This is a genomic window from Leptolyngbya subtilissima AS-A7, from assembly GCF_039962255.1.
In the GTDB taxonomy this organism is placed as follows: Bacteria; Cyanobacteriota; Cyanobacteriia; order Phormidesmidales; family Phormidesmidaceae; genus Nodosilinea.
In genome coordinates, this window is the sequence record NZ_JAMPKY010000003.1 from 451,912 (window position 1) to 467,056 (window position 15,145).

Annotated in this window: 13 protein-coding genes; 8 read left to right on the forward strand and 5 right to left on the reverse strand. The window is 58.0% G+C overall.

The genetic code is table 11. The annotated features are described in order from the left end of the window. Nucleotides 1–230 precede the first annotated feature (230 nt). The gene (locus NC979_RS09345; RefSeq protein ID WP_488656484.1) at nucleotides 231–653 is read left to right on the forward strand and encodes a GFA family protein; all 423 of its coding nucleotides are present in this window, start codon (nucleotides 231–233) and stop codon (nucleotides 651–653) included. A gap of 136 nt (nucleotides 654–789) precedes the next feature. Here the strand turns inward: NC979_RS09345 and NC979_RS09350 are convergent, their stop codons facing one another. Then, nucleotides 790–1,584, reverse strand: a complete 795-nt coding sequence (locus tag NC979_RS09350; protein ID WP_190514850.1) for a hypothetical protein — start codon at nucleotides 1,582–1,584, stop codon at nucleotides 790–792. Nucleotides 1,585–1,658: 74 nt separating this feature from the next. Further along, the gene (gene hisA / locus NC979_RS09355; RefSeq protein ID WP_190514851.1) at nucleotides 1,659–2,432 is read right to left on the reverse strand and encodes a 1-(5-phosphoribosyl)-5-[(5-phosphoribosylamino)methylideneamino]imidazole-4-carboxamide isomerase; all 774 of its coding nucleotides are present in this window, start codon (nucleotides 2,430–2,432) and stop codon (nucleotides 1,659–1,661) included. Nucleotides 2,433–2,558: 126 nt separating this feature from the next. On the opposite strand from hisA, the gene fabI reads away from it, so the two are divergent. The 4 genes from fabI to NC979_RS09375 all read left to right on the forward strand — a co-directional run bounded on the left by fabI (nucleotide 2,559) and on the right by NC979_RS09375 (nucleotide 8,779). Continuing rightward, on the forward strand, nucleotides 2,559–3,335 hold the full coding sequence (gene fabI, locus NC979_RS09360; RefSeq protein ID WP_190514852.1) for an enoyl-ACP reductase FabI: 777 nt from the start codon (nucleotides 2,559–2,561) through the stop codon (nucleotides 3,333–3,335). Between the two features lie 177 nt (nucleotides 3,336–3,512). Next, nucleotides 3,513–4,673 carry a serine hydrolase domain-containing protein gene (locus NC979_RS09365; protein WP_347403883.1) on the forward strand — a complete coding sequence of 387 codons (1,161 nt, stop codon included), beginning with the start codon at nucleotides 3,513–3,515 and terminating at the stop codon, nucleotides 4,671–4,673. A 161-nt stretch (nucleotides 4,674–4,834) separates the two neighbouring features. Continuing rightward, nucleotides 4,835–7,450 (forward strand): CPBP family glutamic-type intramembrane protease, encoded by a 2,616-nt coding sequence (locus tag NC979_RS09370; protein ID WP_190514854.1) that lies wholly within the window; start codon nucleotides 4,835–4,837, stop codon nucleotides 7,448–7,450. A gap of 195 nt (nucleotides 7,451–7,645) precedes the next feature. Beyond that, nucleotides 7,646–8,779 carry a hypothetical protein gene (locus NC979_RS09375; protein ID WP_190514855.1) on the forward strand — a complete coding sequence of 378 codons (1,134 nt, stop codon included), beginning with the start codon at nucleotides 7,646–7,648 and terminating at the stop codon, nucleotides 8,777–8,779. A gap of 163 nt (nucleotides 8,780–8,942) precedes the next feature. On the opposite strand, the gene radC is transcribed toward NC979_RS09375, so the two are convergent. Next, complete coding sequence (radC, locus tag NC979_RS09380; protein WP_190514856.1) at nucleotides 8,943–9,674, reverse strand: RadC family protein; 732 nt, start codon at nucleotides 9,672–9,674, stop codon at nucleotides 8,943–8,945. Nucleotides 9,675–9,772: 98 nt separating this feature from the next. Between radC and NC979_RS09385 the strand changes: the two genes are divergently transcribed. Next, the gene (locus tag NC979_RS09385; protein WP_190514857.1) at nucleotides 9,773–10,207 is read left to right on the forward strand and encodes a DUF1824 family protein; all 435 of its coding nucleotides are present in this window, start codon (nucleotides 9,773–9,775) and stop codon (nucleotides 10,205–10,207) included. Between the two features lie 100 nt (nucleotides 10,208–10,307). On the opposite strand, the gene NC979_RS09390 is transcribed toward NC979_RS09385, so the two are convergent. Continuing rightward, a complete protein-coding gene (locus tag NC979_RS09390) occupies nucleotides 10,308–12,326 on the reverse strand; it encodes an AMIN domain-containing protein (protein ID WP_190514858.1) in 2,019 nt (672 codons plus the stop codon). Nucleotides 12,327–12,694: 368 nt separating this feature from the next. On the opposite strand from NC979_RS09390, the gene NC979_RS09395 reads away from it, so the two are divergent. Further along, nucleotides 12,695–13,414, forward strand: coding sequence for a COP23 domain-containing protein (locus NC979_RS09395; protein ID WP_242021473.1), 720 nt, complete (start codon nucleotides 12,695–12,697; stop codon nucleotides 13,412–13,414). Between the two features lie 15 nt (nucleotides 13,415–13,429). On the opposite strand, the gene NC979_RS09400 is transcribed toward NC979_RS09395, so the two are convergent. Continuing rightward, nucleotides 13,430–14,044, reverse strand: coding sequence for a hypothetical protein (locus NC979_RS09400; RefSeq protein ID WP_190514859.1), 615 nt, complete (start codon nucleotides 14,042–14,044; stop codon nucleotides 13,430–13,432). A gap of 209 nt (nucleotides 14,045–14,253) precedes the next feature. Here NC979_RS09400 and NC979_RS09405 point away from each other — a divergent pair, with 209 nt between their 5' ends. Further along, complete coding sequence (locus NC979_RS09405; protein ID WP_190514860.1) at nucleotides 14,254–15,144, forward strand: alpha/beta fold hydrolase; 891 nt, start codon at nucleotides 14,254–14,256, stop codon at nucleotides 15,142–15,144. The last annotated feature ends 1 nt before the right edge of the window (nucleotide 15,145 follow it).

The window sequence follows — 15,145 nt, forward strand, 5'->3', positions numbered from 1 at the left end:
TTTGATTAAAGGATTCATTCAGTTGATGCCTAGCTCACGGCCTAGTCATTCAGTAGCTCTACCTACCCATCGTGTCGCCTCGTTAGTAGAGCTGAAATGTCTAACTGGCCTTTTTCGTACCACAACTATCTGCTGATTCAGCGTTATAAAAACTTTGGATGGTCAAGCAAGATTGCGCTACGTTGAGAGAAACTTAGGAATAAATTGTGGCAAATAATACTTCTCCTAAGGTGGGGCGTTGTAGATGCGGGCAGGTTCAATTTGAGGTAGCTTCAGAATCTCTGATCACCATGGCTTGCCACTGCACCGGCTGTCAGCAAATGACATCTAGCGCCTTTTCCCTGAGCGCCCTCTACCCTAGCGAAAGCCTCAAAATTACATCGGGTAGCCCGGTGATTGGCGTCCTGCATGGTGCGACCCGCCATTATTTCTGTGGCCACTGTATGAGCTGGCTTTTCACCCGCCCCGAAGGTCTAGATGACCTCGTTAATATCCGCTCTAGCCTCCTGGAAGATGCTCAAGCGTTCAGCCCGTTCATCGAAACATACACGGACGAAAAACTGCCTTGGGTAACAACGCCTGCCACCTATAGCTTCAGTAAATTTCCGCCACCAGAACAGTTTCCGGCGTTACTTGCAGAATTTGCCAAATGATATGGCTTACAAAAAGCGAATCTTTGCTATCTCCACTTAGGCATAGATTGGTTCCTTCCGTTCGGCCCCCACTTGTGTTGGAATGAGTTTTGTTGAGTTTTACTAGCACGTCACTCAACTTACGGCTACGCAGAGGTTAGGTCGGTAAACGTAGGGCTACAGTGTAGGACGGACGCTGGGATTTTTCTCGCTGGGTTTTGACAAGGCGAAAATCTTGGTCGATATAGAGGTGGTCGAGGCGGGGTCGGGCTTGGGCGATTTGCTCGTATTGCTTTGTCGTGACGCGATTTTTACCCTGTGCGGGCTTAGTGGTTTGCGGTTGAGATGCAGGATTTTTTTGATGATTGGCTACAGTTTGATTGAACCAAGTTTGAGCCGCATCAGCGCTAAAGGAAGGTGAACCAAAGCGCAAAACCTGTCGGATGCAGACATTTTGAATTTCCCAATAGTCTTGCCCCATTTGCCCTGGGGCGGAGGGGTGATCGGCTTCGGCCAGCGCTTGAATTCCGTAGCTCTGCATGATCATAAAATCGTAGCTGAGTAGCCAGCGAGAGACCCAGCTCAAGATTGGAGTTTTACGGCCAGGTTTGTAGCGGGCTAGATTGGCGTAAAAGCCATTGTCGTCAAAAATTTGATAAGACTCGTGATGCACCCGGCCTGGAATAATGTCTTGAAACGGAATAGTAGACCAAATAGGCAGCCAAATCCCTTTCAACAGCGGAATTTGTTGATTCAGATTGGGAGTAGGGTTGCGGCGTTCTAACTCGTTGAAGAGCGACAGCAGGATCTCGTTGGCGAAACGGACTTTTTTGGCCATTGGCTCAGACTCCCGCTCGTTTACCTGCTTTAGCAGGCTAGATTTTAAGGCGGAGGTGTCGGCCGCTGCCAGGGCAGCAGCTTCAAAGGGAGGAGTTAATAAACCAGAGTTCATACCTAGATTCGCCTCATGCAATAAGCCTACAGGCTGCGATCGCCTCCAAAGGCCGGTCTTTGCTCATGTCCCTATCAAGCAAAGGCCGAATCACCCAGGGATGGGGGCACATCCTGCCACCGTCCGTTACCCACCGCTCGCACGGCTTCTTTAAGGCTCACATCTCCCGTGTAAAGGGCGCGGCCCACAATTACGCCGGTAACTCCCTGGCTCTCTAGGGCCAGCAGACTGAGCAAATCGCGCAAAGCACCCACGCCACCGGAGGCGATCACCGGCATCGACACGGCTTCGGCCATGGCTCGCATGGCTGGAATGTTGGGGCCTTGCAGGGTGCCGTCGCGCTGGATATCGGTATAGATCACCGCCGCGGCGCCGCGCTGTTCCATTTGTTGGGCAAGGGCGATCGCATCCACCTCCGACGTTTCCAGCCAGCCGCGCGTTGCCACCTTGCCATCGCGGGCGTCGATGCCGACGATAATTTGGCCGGGGAATTCCCCGGCCAGATCGCTGACCAGCTCGGGGTTCTCGATCGCAGCAGTGCCTAAAATGGCGTAGCGCACACCCAGAGAGAACAGATCGGTGACGCGGGCGCGATCGCGCAAGCCGCCCCCCACTTCGATGGGAATATTAACTGCCTGGGCGATCGCCTCTATAGCCTGCCAGTTCTCGGGCTTACCTGACTTGGCCCCATCGAGATCCACCAGGTGCAGCCGGGTTGCCCCCTGATCTACCCATTGCCGCGCCACCTCTACCGGGTTGTCGTTAAACACCTCGGTCTGGGCATAGTCGCCCTGGTAAAGTCGCACACAGCGACCCTCAATCAAATCAATAGCGGGGATAACTTCCATGGGTAGCGGAGATGTAAATGTTAGGCAGAATTTTATGCGCCAAGCCTACCTATTCTATCGGGCTATACCCTATTCACCGGTCCCAAATTCCCGTAGACTCCTAAATGCGAATCACCACCGAGAGCCATGCTAGACCTGACTGGTAAAAACGCCCTGGTAACGGGTATTGCCAACAATAAGTCCATTGCTTGGGGCATTGCCCAGCAGCTGCACAAAGCTGGGGCTAACCTGGGCATCACCTACCTGCCCGACGAAAGAGGCCGGATGGAAGGCAAGGTCAAAGACTTGGTTGACCCGCTCAACCCCAGTCTGTTTTTGCCCTGCAACGTGCAGGACGAAACCCAGGTCGAGCAGGTGTTTGGCACCATCCAAGAAAAGTGGGGCAAGCTCGATATTTTGATTCACTGCTTGGCCTTTGCCAACCGGGATGACCTGACGGGCGACTTTAGCAACACGTCTAAAGCGGGCTTTCAGCTAGCGCTGGATGTCAGTGCCTACTCATTAATTACCCTGGCGCGCGGGGCTAAAGCGCTGATGACCGATGGTGGCAGCATCGTCACTCTCACCTACCTGGGTGGCGCGCGAGTGGTGCCCAACTACAACGTCATGGGTATCGCCAAGGCGGCGTTGGAAATGAATGTGCGCTACCTAGCCTCCGAGCTTGGTCCCAACAACATTCGCGTCAATGGCATTTCCGCTGGCCCCATTCGCACCCTGGCTTCGTCGGCAGTCGGCGGCATTCTCGATATGATTCACCACGTTGAAGAAGTGGCGCCGCTGCGCCGCACCGTAACGCAGACCGAAGTGGGCAACACTGCCGCTTTTCTGTGCAGCGACCTATCAACGGGCATGACCGGGCAGATTCTCTATGTCGATTCTGGCTACTGCATCATGGGCATGTAGGGGCGTAGATCTCAGGGTTCTTGAATGACATGGAGTCCTGGTATAAGGCTAAAAAGAACCCTGGAATCTGGCTGCTGAAGATGGCTAAGTCGAGCTAGCTAGAATAGAGCCTGGGATTGCAGGGAATAACTCGACGACGGTATGACGAGAGCATTCCTTCGGCCTAGGCTATGGACGGTGGTAGGTCTTGTAGCCGTGGGTGGGCTGCTGCGGGTTTCGGTGGATTGGCGACTGCTGGGGCGATCGCTCACTTACCCCGACACCCCTATCACCTCGGCGGACTGGTATCGGCCCCAGCAGCTCGTCCCCGGTGTTGGTCCCCAGGCTCCACCATTGGTGAAGGCTGAAACAACTGAGATTCCTCCCGAAGCGCTGCAAAAGGCGTTGGAGTTTGCCGAGGAGCAGAATTCGGTGGCGCTACTGGTGATGCACCGCGATCGCCTTGTTCTAGAGCAATACTGGCAGGGCCACCAAGCCAGCGACCCCGTCAACTCAATGTCGATGGTGAAAACCCTGCTGGCGCTGCTGATTGGCGTGGCGATCGACGAGGGGCATATCGGCTCCATCCAAGATCCTGTCAGCACCTACCTTTCAGAATGGGCCGATGACCCCAGGGGCGACATCACCCTGGTCGACCTGCTCTACATGCAGTCGGGTCTGCGCAACGACAACCGTATCGACACGCTGCGCTCTGACCTGGTGCAGCTCTACGGCGGCTCAAATACTCAAAAGCTTGTGCTGGATATTCCTTTAGAAAGCGCTCCTGGCAAAGCGTTTGACTATAGCAACTTCAATTCGCAACTGCTCAGCCTGGTGCTAGAGCGGGCCACAGGAGAATCCTTTGGTGATTACCTAAGTAGCCGCCTCTGGCAGCCTTTGGGTGCCGGAGATGGCTTTCTCTGGCTAGATCGTCCGAGGGGAAGCGCAAAACCTTTTTGCTGCTTTTTCGCTACCGCCCCAGACTGGGCGCGGCTGGGGCAAATGCTGCTGCACGGGGGTAAAGTAGGCGATCGCCAAATTATCCCCGCAAGCTGGCTGGAGCAAATGCTAGAAGCATCGCCCCTAGAGCCGACTTTTGGCCTGCACATTTGGCTCAAGGCCCGCACTGCCGACTATCCTCGGGTCAACCGAGCCTCGTCGGCTCCCTTTGCTGCCGCCGACACGTTTTATCTCGATGGTCGCCACCACCAGCGGGTGTACGTGATTCCGTCAGAGGAGCTAGTGATTGTGCGCCTGGGCGAAGAGCCTCCCGCCTGGAACGATGCGGTGATCGTGAATACGATTGTGGAGGGGTTGCGATCGCGGCAGGAAAGCGGTCCTACTGGGTCAGTACCGTAGCCTAGACGCTCCTATGGAAATTCAAGCTAACTCTCCTGGCGATGCCATAGCTTGAGGCCTACTGCCTAGAAGGGCGAAGCTTTGGTTTTCCTTAAGGCCCACTTTCCGGAGGGCCGAATGTGGTTTACTAGCGTTTTTCTGTCGCGAGATGAGCGTTCCCAATGCTACGGCCTTCTGATCTAGACTTGCCGTTGCCTCCCCGTGCTCAGCGATTGGTGCAGCGGGTTGCTGTCATTGTTGCCGTGGTTTGTTTTCTGGGGTTGCTAGCGACCAAAACCGGAGGCGCACCGCCACCCCACGAGCCGCTGGCTACCAACTTTCTCTCTCAGGCTCTAGATACTGAGGCTGTGCCCAACGGTGTCGTGACCAACTACGATCGCGCCCTCACCCTATCAGCCAATCGAGTTGAGACCTTCCCTCCAACGCCTCTGCCTACTGCTCCCTCTCTGCGCCCCAACGGGCTGTGGAACGGTAGGCTCCTGCTTCCTAGCGAGGCCGAGTATGCCGCTGTTCCCGGCGACTGGGTGTGGATGGATCTGTGGTACAGTTCCCCCGACTTTCCTGAGCTGGCGGGCCAAAGGCTGAAACTCACCTGGAAACCCAACGCCCAGTCCCAGGCTTACATGAAAACCGTTACTCGCGATGTTGCCTTTAATGCTCAAGCTGAGCAGTCTTTGGCCAACGGCAACATATTGCCCACCCGGCTGAATGGTCGTAAGGCGGTTGGGCCACTGCAATCTTTAGCGGGGGCGCGACCCAACGATGATGTTACCGTCCGCTTGGCAGAGGTAGAGGTGGTTGTAGAAGGCGATCGCCCCATGCTGCGGGTGGGCCTTGAGCCCATTCAAATTACCGGGAGAGAATATGGCCTGGTAAAGCTCTTGGGGCCTGACGAGACCGTTAAGGCCCCACGTCCTACAGTTTGTCCTGGGAAGCCGCCCTGCCCAACCGAATATTTTCGCGCTCAGTTTTATAACGCCGCGTCGGGCAATTTCAGCGGTCCTACGGGCACCGTGCGTATCCCGCAGCAGCCGGCGATGTCGGGCGATCGCTTCATGTCTAACCTGCGAGACCTAGCCGAGTCGCCCGCCGGCAGTGCTGGCTGGTATATCTACGGCAGCCGCGCCGAGGACGGTTTGTTCACCGTGCAGGCTCTTAAGCCCAGAGCGCTGGTTCAGCTTCAGCCTGACGATGTGGTGCTGGGGCTAGTCTCAGGTCGCCGCTACCTCGATCGCGACAACTGGCAAGGCACGCCCCAGCGCCAGGGCACCCTTCAGCGCCTGCTGGTGAGCGCCACCGCAGGCAGCGCCGACACCGCTCAGGCTCAGTGGCAAGAGGGCGACTATGGCCTTGTGATTCATCTCTTTGGCGGTATCGGCGGTGAGAAAGCAGAATCTGCTCCGGTCGGCACCATAACGGGCCATTTTGCGTACGGGCTGGCCCAGGTGGTGCGCGAACCCATCACCAACGAGCTGCAATTTGATATTCAGTACCAGCAGATCTACGCTCACAACCCCAACGGCATTGTGTCCGGTGCCCACGATTGGGCCGACTACATGGGCGACATGCAGCGGGGTTGGCTCGGCAGTCGCCCCGTGTCGGATGTGGTGGTTAAGCTCGACGCCTTCATCGCTCCGTTTCAGTTTGGCGACATGCGCATTTCGCTGTTTCGCGAACTGTTGCTACAGCTCCAGGTGATTGCGGCTCGCTACCGCGTTGGCGACGGTACGGGCGTGGCTCCAGTTACCCCCGCTACCTCCTGTGTGCAAGACTCCAACCAGGCCTTGTTTATCGCGATTCAGCAGATTCGCCGCCAGATCGACAGCCAGCCTGAGATTGCCACTTGGGTGCAGCAAAACCCTGACAGCCCAGAGGTTGAGCGATCCCAACGTTTTGCCGCTCTGGGCAACGACCTCGAAGCGATGCTGGTGCCCTACGGTGTGGTGCGTCCCGACTGGCAAGCTAACGCTGAATCGCTGGCCGGGGTTGACTCAACTGGTGGTCTTACCAGCAGCCGCAGGTTGTTGAGCGGCATACTCACCTGGCACAGCATGATGCCTCGCTGGGCGCACGACCGGGTAGCCCGCATTTTTTTAGAGCATGGCGGTCAGCTGTGGTTTTTGCGTACCAATATGGTGGGCGGCTTTGACCCAATGGTGCAGCCGGTTCCCCCGACAACTTTTTTCGGGGGTGTTCCCATTTTGGGACGGGTCACCCAGCGGCTGGCCGATGCCTTTGCTACCGGCTTGAGCTGGCCTATGGGGTTGCTAGGTCTGGTAATGCTGTCGCTCTACGCTCTGCTGGCGCTTCCCTTTGGGTTGAGAAATCGATTTTTGGTGCGACAGCAGGCAGCGTCTAATTCGATAGGCTTTGCTCTAGATGCCCTGCGTCGCTTCATTGCCCCTGCTCTGCTTGAAGAAACGATCTTCCGCGTCATGCTGCTGCCCCACCAAGTGGAAGGGGTGCCCGGCGATCGCTGGTTGCTGTGGGGCATCGTCAGCTTTGTGGCGTTTATTGTGTATCACGTTGTACTGGATAGAACCCTGTACAGGGGGGCTAGGGCGGGCCTCTCGGACCCTCGCTTTTTAGTGCTGGCGGGCTGGTTGGGGCTAGTGCTGATTGCCGCGTACTGGATTACGGGCTCGCTTTGGTTAGTGGTGCTGATGCACTGGTTGGTGGTGCTGGTGTGGGTTTATCGCTTTGGTGGTTGGGCGCGGCTGAGCGGCGTGAGGGCGGCTCGGAGCAGCGAGCGCAAGCCTACTGCGCCGTTTCGATAACATGGGCCTGTGGTGGTAAGGCTAGGGGAATAGGCAGAAATGACGATGCGATCGCCCAAAAATTTACCTAGGCACTCTTAGATTCCTATGGCACAATACCCAGCGGAGCATTGCAGACCAGTGGGTGGCGCTGAGCCACCTGCGACAGGTCATCTGTCGCTGATGTTTATCTGAAGGAAAGCAAGGGTGTTCCCTATGTCTTTGACTGATACTGATTTGTCGCCCAACCAAGATTTTTTCAACGAAGAAGAAGCCGTTGTTGAATTTACTCCCAACGAATCCTTCTTCAGCAGCACCAGTGTGCTGACCCTGCTAGCCGCTTTCGACCCCGGCTTTGCTAACCTGGTGGCCGATTTTGCCAGCGACCTGCCCGATGCTACTGGCCAAATTTCTGTGGAGGATGGCCGGTTTGATGCCAACCTGCTGCTGGCCGATGGCACGGCTCTGACGGGCACCTTTGATGCCCCTACAACTCTGCGAGGCTTTGCCGATCTGGCCGCTGTCTCGGATGGCACCTTCACCCTAGATGGGGGAATTTTAGAGGCAGCGATCGCCACTGATGGTCAAACAGCCACCTTGCCCGCGGTTGACCTGTCTGCTGCCGCTGGCACCTTCGTGCTAGACGCTATCAACGCCATTGATGCCACCGTACCGTTTGCCAACGGCGCGTTTACCCTTGACCTGGCCACAGCTCTAGGCCCCCTCAGCGGCACCGTGGATGTGGCCGGGGGCGATCTTAACCTCGATCTGGCCACGCCTTTTGGCCAGCTAGTAGCCGACATTGACTTTGAGGATGACGCGGTCTTCCCCTTCGCTACGGTGCTGCCTCTGGTGGGCGACGTCAACGGTACCGTTGACCTCAACAGCGGCAACATTGTGGCTTCCCTGGGTGCCTATGGCGATCTGTCGGTGCCCCTCTCGGCGGTGACTGGGTCGCTGAATTTGGCCGACGGGCTGGCTAGTCTCGATGCCTTGATACCCATTGGCTCTGGCCTGAGCTTACCGGTAACGACTGAGCTAGCCATCGGGCCTGTAGCTAGTGAATATGTGGCCGGTTTTGTTCAAGACCTAAACGGCACCGGTACGCTCACCGATGGCGTTCTCGACGCTGCGATCGAAGGCCCCTTGGGGCTGTTTGAGACGACCTTTGACGTGGTGGCCTTCACCAATCAGGGAGCCGACTTCTTTGCTGGTATTGATGGCGTTATTGATGTCAGCGGTGGCATTGCTACCGCCTCGTTGACCACTCCCCTGGGCGCTATTGACGGTAGCTTTGACCTGGCGACCGTAGCACCAGCGCTGGAAGCTTCCGCTGCTGCGTCGATCTAGGCGATCGCAAATCCTCTCAGACAGTGGTCCAGGAGGGTGCCTGATTCGTTTGGGAGCGGGTCCCACGGCACCCTCTTTTTTAGTTACTTAGAATAGTCCGGCCTATTCTGCGGGCAGCCATGACGGCGTTATGCGCCTGCATGCTCTGGAAGTTCAGCCTAACTTAGACTCCCTGCGGTGTTTCTTGCCAAAGCTGGGTGGTCTGGCGCAGGCTGCGGAAGTCGCCATTGCCAATAATCAAATGATCGAGCACCGGCACGGCGAGAACCTGCGCCCCCTGAAGTAGCTGACGGGTAAGCGAGAGGTCGTCGGGGGAAGGCTCAAGATTTCCTGAAGGATGGTTGTGCGCCACAATGCAGCGCACGGCACCGTGGCGAATTACGGTTTTGAAAATTTCTCTCGGGTGAGCCAGGGTTTCGGTGGCAGTGCCGATGGTAATTACCTTGGTGCCCATCAACCGGTGGCGCACATCGAGCAGCACCACGGCAAAGCGCTCCTGGGCTTGCCACATCAACTCGTGGCTGAGAGCGGCGGCGGCAATGGCGGGGTCGTCTACGACGGTTTTTTCGGGCGGAATCGCTTGCAGCACCCGTTTCCCCAGCTCAATGGCGGCTAATATGGTGGTGGCTTTAGCCGGGCCAACGCCTGAGATTTGCTCCAGATCGTGGGCCGATACATCCCTTAAAGATGTGAGCGGATCGCGCTGGTTTTGTCCCATTTCTTGCAGAATGAGCTGGCCTAGCCCCACCGCTGACAGCTTACCTGGCCCCTGGCCAGTGCCCAGCAAAATGGCCAGCAACTCTGCGGCCGAGAGGCTTTTAGCCCCGTAAGATAGCAGCCGTTCTCGCGGGCGATCGCTCGACGGCATGTCCAACATGCGGACATGGTAGGTCATGGTGGCACCTCTGGTAGCTGGGCCAGAGGCCCACTGCTAGTAAGCCCAAACCGCTTTGGGATAATTCATCCCCAAAAACAGACAACAGAGAACTCCCTATGACCACCTCACCTTTTCCTGCTGCCGCTGCGATCGCAGCCATCCGCCAACGGCTGGGCCAGTTTAGCTGCCTCACCACGCCACCTACCCTCAGCGATGCCGAAGCCGCTCAGGTGCGGGCTGACCTGAGCGACTTTAACGACTGGTCTGATTACCAAACCCTGGGCATTTGCGCCGATAGCCTGGCTGAGGGGCAGCAGGCCCTAGAGTTGTTTTTGAAAGCTCTCGGGGTTACTGTCAGCCTGGACTTGCCCGCCCGTGAGGGAGCGGTTTACCTCAAGTTCAACACCCTCAAAGGCGCGTGGTATTTAGATGACTACAGCGGCCTGTCGCGCGGGGTGCTGATCACCTTTCACACCTCTGACCCTGAGGTAACTGAATTGTCGGGCACCTATGGCCCGTTTCCGTTCGATCTGTTCCCAGCTCAGCCTTAATTGATTGGGGTTGAGGGTGCAGCAGAAAGGCTTCAGGTAGGAATATAGTTTTACCTGAAGCCTTTCTGCTGCTGACATGTTCTGCTTGGTTAGGGCTGGTCTACCAGCCGCCGCTACCCCACTCGCGGCTGGTTTCTGGAGCGGCAGCAATGGGGATGGCGCGGGGAATATCTTGAATCACCTGCACCTGAATGACCTGGTTTGGCTCAATGACAACGTACTGGGGAGAGGTGCCCACCACGGTCGTAGCCCCGACGAGAGCGCCACCGAGCAGCCCGATGCCGCTAAAGCCAGTCAACAACAATAGGGCTAGGGCACCTAACCCTGTTCCAGCTGCCAGGCGAGGACTGCTGACCTCGGTGTTACCCACCATATATTCGGTAGTGCTGGCAAAATCGACCTGCTGCCCGTTGGGGGCAATCAACATTTTGCTCACCCAGCGCTGGCCTTCAGGGGTGGGTTCAAACTGGCCAATCAGCTGACTGCCCGCCGGGGCGACAATGCCGTTGGTGATGGGGTCACGAATGTCGTGGGCCAGCAGCAGCACCTGGTTTTGGCTAGAGCTGGCGTTTAGATCGAGGGGCTCATCGCCGACGTAGCGCAGCTCTAGCACCGTGCCCGCTGCCACCAGCGTATCGGGGGAAAGGGGGCGATCGCTAGAAGCCGGGTTAATAGCGCTGGGTAGAGCTGCCTGATCGCCGTTGCCGGGCAGTGGGCTGCCAAATAAAATTGCTTCTCCGGCTGCGGCCAACATCACTGGGCTAGACGGGGGGACTACATTGCCCTCGCTTGTGGTAGTCGGAGCAGTGGGTACGGTCAGAAGATTTGGGTCGGTGCCAGCCAACTCAACAGGAATCGTGGCCACCGCAGGGGGCTCTTGGCTGATTGCGTCGGGCTGAACGGCGATCGCCCCAGCGGGCTGGTTTGCGACCATTGCCGTTTCAGCGGGCAGTTCTGGCAGAGCTGGTGGGTCGGCAGCAATGACCGGAGTCGGGTTGCTGGCTTCGACCGGAGGGGCAGTGGTTGGAGCCGCCGCGATCGCCTCAGCCTCTACCGCTGGTTGCCCAGGGGTCGGCAGCTCAGGCGGGGTAACCGCAATCGGCACACCGCTGGTCTCGCTATCGATCGCGGGCGCAGCAGGAGATGCAGTGGAGTTGGGTGGCTGGGTTGCTACTGCTTCGGGACTAGAGGTAGGCGCTGCGGCAACCGGTGGCTGGGCAGCCCTGGGGACAGCACCCTCGGCCAGCGACGGTGGCTCAAAGGTCAGCACCGAGCCGGTGCTGGCGGGAGGCTGTACGGCAGGTAGTGGGGCGATCGCGCCAGGCTGTGCTGCCCCAGCGATCGGCGGTTCGGTCGAGGCTAAGCTTGGTTGCTGAGGCGCGGTGGCCACAGGGCCGATCACGGCATCGAGTTCTGCCAGGCTGGGTACTGAGATTTGTTCTCCGGGCTGCCCGAGGTTGAAGGGGTCTACGGGCAGGGTTTCAGGCAGGTTCGTCAGGCTAGCAATATCGCTGGGCAGCATCAGGTTGGCGGCCGAGGTGCTCAACCGTCCAGTGCCCGCCTCCGGAAAGCCTAGCTGTGGGTTGTTTCCTGGAATCACCGGCAGTTCCACAATCATGGAGCTATTGCCCGATGCGGGGGGGGGGCTGGGCGCAGACACCGTAGGGGCAGTGCTAGGAGCAGCGGCTAAGGCAGTGAGCACCCAGCGGGTTTGATCACCTGCGGCGATGGAGATCAGGCTGACTCCCTCTGCGGCCAGCTCGGCATTGGCAACCAGGTCGAGCACCACCACAGTGGCATCGTTCACCTGACTGAGGCTCACCTGACTGACGGCACCGCTGTAGGTTTGCTGAGTTGCTACCGTTCCCAACTGGGTTTGGGGCAAGGTCACTACAATTTGGGAGGCATCGGCTGCGACGGCGTACTGTGGAGTGATGCCGCTGGGCAGGGTAAAGGTTAGCTGCTGGGTCGCTGGGTCAAACTGCCAGGCGGCAAGGGTTTCGGCTTGAGCGGCGGGGCTAATGATCAGCAAGGTAGACACCATTAAACCAGCGCCCGCCCAGCCACCTAGACGGTAGCCAGTACGCGATGCAGCAGAATGGTGGATTGGGTGTGCCATGGGTTATGTCTCCCTCTGGGGCGGTGTGAGTGTGGAGTGAACGCAGATATCAATGAATTTTTTCGGCAAACGCTAGATGCAGCGTCAAACCTAGGTCTGCCTAGCCTAAATACAGCGTGAGCCCAAAGCCTAACTAAGGATACGCACAATCTTGAGAATTGCAAGGGGTAGAGAAAAGTTTAAGAAGGTAACGCTCAGATGGGGCAAAGGGAGTGGGGGGAACTTGTAGGGGAGCGATCGCGTCGCGCACTACAGGGAATTGCTTTTGGGATTAAGCAACCTTGCGGACTGATCTGTATTTCAGCCTCTGGGGCACCCTGAGCAAAGATGTACTCACACGCCAAATCGACTTCTGGAGGCAGCACACCATGGTTCGTTCTACGTCTGGCACGTTCGCTAAAGTACTCATGGGTGGGCTAACTACCGCCCTACTGACCGGGCCGTTTGGGGCCGTGGGTCAAGCCCAAACTCCAGAAAGCACCCCTGAAGGGACTCCCGAAACTACTTCGACAGAGCCTGCTGAAGCCGATACTGCGCCGCGCTTCACCTGTCAAATGCAAGACGGGAAATACACGGTGATGTATTCCCCTACTAGTCAGCCGGGGCAGTCTTACCCCTGGGCGGTACCCCAAGACATGGGCAGTGCCTGGCCCGCTGAACGACGCTGTGCCACCATCAGTGCTCGGCTAGAAGAGTACCGTCCTGACGGTCTGATGGCTCTTGAAACCTCGGTAGAAAACGGTTACAACACCGTCTGCGTGACCACCGAGTCAACACCCGCCTGCCGCATCGTATTCACCGTACCGCCGGGGCAAGATGCCATGGCAACCCGCGATCTCGTGTTTGACAACCTGGCGATCGCCGATCGAGGCGACCAAACCGACGCAGTGACCACCTTTGCGGGCGGCAATAGCGACGTGCTGGGGCAAATTGGCAATATCTTGGGTCTGCCCAGTTCCACTAGCAGCTCGCGCAGCAGCGGTATTAACCTCAAGCCCTTTCTCGACCCCACCGATGGCGGTACTGGTGCTCGTCTGAGCGGCGGCAGCCCCACCGGCCGGTCCCTCAACCCCGATGCGTTTCGCTAGAAGCGCTAGGCCGGTCTAGTCCACCATGTGCTGGGCAAAGAGATAGCCCAAAAATAAAACTTGCAAGGCGGTAAATACGCTGGCGGCAAATCCTGCCCAGTAAACGCTGGTGTAGAGTTGCCCCCACCGCTGCACTGCTGGCGCTGGCCCAGAGTCCTGGGCCAGCGCTGTTTTTATCCGCTGCCAAAACCAAATCATGCCGGTGAAGTGAACCGTCAGCAGCGCTGGCAGACCAAGCACGGCGGCTAGCTTAATGGCACCGATGGGGCCGTAGCCGGAGGAACTGTAGGCCATTGTGTAGCCGGTAAACCCCAGGGCCAGAAATAGCACGGCGGCGATCGCAATCCACCTCGCCCAGTGACCGGTTCGTTCCGGTGCTTGGCTCCACTGCCTCAGTACCCAGGTCAAACTCATCGCTAGCAGCGCCGCCAGGGCTAAGCTAGTCCACAACCACAGGGTCTCAGGCACCCACTGCAACCAGGGCACCAGCGTACCGGCGTTACCGCTATTGGCCTCAAAACTGGGGTCTCGCCGAGGCGACACCTGGTGAATCAACCCGGCCAGCCCCGCTGAGAGCAGCACCAACCCCCCAAAGCTCACCAGAGAAAGCTGCTGAACGCGTTGTCCCATGGCCGTTGGCTCCCAAAAGCTCGTTAGAAATTGCTATGGGTTAAGACGGTTGGCTGGGGCAATGGTTGCCGCGATTCCTACAGGAGGCTGCGCCAACGCCCTGCAACGCTAATGCCTTAGGAATGGTCCCGCTGATGATCATTGCGTCTCGGCCAGTGGGCAAGGGGCAAGGCTTCGTGGTAATCAGAAGGCAGTAACGGCGTGGTTCTATGTTTATCCCTCCCGGTTTTATCCAGCGATCGGTGGCCCTGAGTTTGGGCACAGTGGCCTACATCGAAGCTGACCCCGACTTCTGGCCTGCCCCCCCAGCCTCGTCCGTACCCCTGCTGTTTGTCCATGGTTTTGGCGGTGGGTCATCGAGCTACGAGTGGTCCAAGGTATATCCGGCCTTTGCTGCAGAACACCCGGTGCTGGCCCCCGATTTGATTGGCTGGGGTAACTCTGACCATCCCAATCGCCCCTTGGCCACCGCCGACTACCTAAGCCTGCTGAGCGAACTGATCGACAAGCTCTGCCCGGCTCCACCCATTGTCGTGTCCTCATCCCTCAGCGGGGCCATGCTGGTGCGGGTTGCCATCGACCACCCCGATCGCCTGCGAGGTCTATTTTTGGTGGCCCCAGCGGGGTTGGCCGATTTTGGCCAAGACTCCGGCCGCTCTCCGATCAATCAGATCGTGAAGCTGCCGGTGATTGACCAAGTGCTCTATCGGGGGGCGATCGCCACCGCCGACGGCATCAAGCTGTTTTTAGCCCACCGACAGTTTGCCGACGCCAGCAAAATTTCTGACGATATTGTAGCGGCCTACCTGATGTCGGCCCAGCAGCCCAATGCCGATGTCGCCGCCCTAGCCTTTGTGCGAGGCGACCTGAGCTTTGATCTAGCCTCCTACCTGCCCCAGCTCACTACCCCTACCGCCCTGCTCTGGGGGGAAGTAGCGCAGCTGACTGATGTGTCGCTCGGCCGCCGGTTCACAGCCCTTAACTCCTTTGCCATTCGTCGCTTTGAGGTGCTGCCGGGGGTAGGGCTGACCCCTCAGCTAGAGCAGCCTGGGGTCACTGTTGGGCTGATTCAGCAATTTTTGGCCGAGTTAGCCCAGTAGG

Coding starts and splice junctions, on each gene's coding strand:
- NC979_RS09350 (WP_190514850.1), bottom strand. CDS start 1,584: ATGAACTCTGGTTTATTAACTCCTCCCTTTGAAGCTGCTGCCCTGGCA.
- hisA (WP_190514851.1), bottom strand. CDS start 2,432: ATGGAAGTTATCCCCGCTATTGATTTGATTGAGGGTCGCTGTGTGCGA.
- fabI (WP_190514852.1), top strand. CDS start 2,559: ATGCTAGACCTGACTGGTAAAAACGCCCTGGTAACGGGTATTGCCAAC.
- NC979_RS09370 (WP_190514854.1), top strand. CDS start 4,835: ATGCTACGGCCTTCTGATCTAGACTTGCCGTTGCCTCCCCGTGCTCAG.
- NC979_RS09375 (WP_190514855.1), top strand. CDS start 7,646: ATGTCTTTGACTGATACTGATTTGTCGCCCAACCAAGATTTTTTCAAC.
- radC (WP_190514856.1), bottom strand. CDS start 9,674: ATGACCTACCATGTCCGCATGTTGGACATGCCGTCGAGCGATCGCCCG.
- NC979_RS09385 (WP_190514857.1), top strand. CDS start 9,773: ATGACCACCTCACCTTTTCCTGCTGCCGCTGCGATCGCAGCCATCCGC.
- NC979_RS09390 (WP_190514858.1), bottom strand. CDS start 12,326: ATGGCACACCCAATCCACCATTCTGCTGCATCGCGTACTGGCTACCGT.
- NC979_RS09395 (WP_242021473.1), top strand. CDS start 12,695: ATGGTTCGTTCTACGTCTGGCACGTTCGCTAAAGTACTCATGGGTGGG.
- NC979_RS09400 (WP_190514859.1), bottom strand. CDS start 14,044: ATGGGACAACGCGTTCAGCAGCTTTCTCTGGTGAGCTTTGGGGGGTTG.
- NC979_RS09405 (WP_190514860.1), top strand. CDS start 14,254: ATGTTTATCCCTCCCGGTTTTATCCAGCGATCGGTGGCCCTGAGTTTG.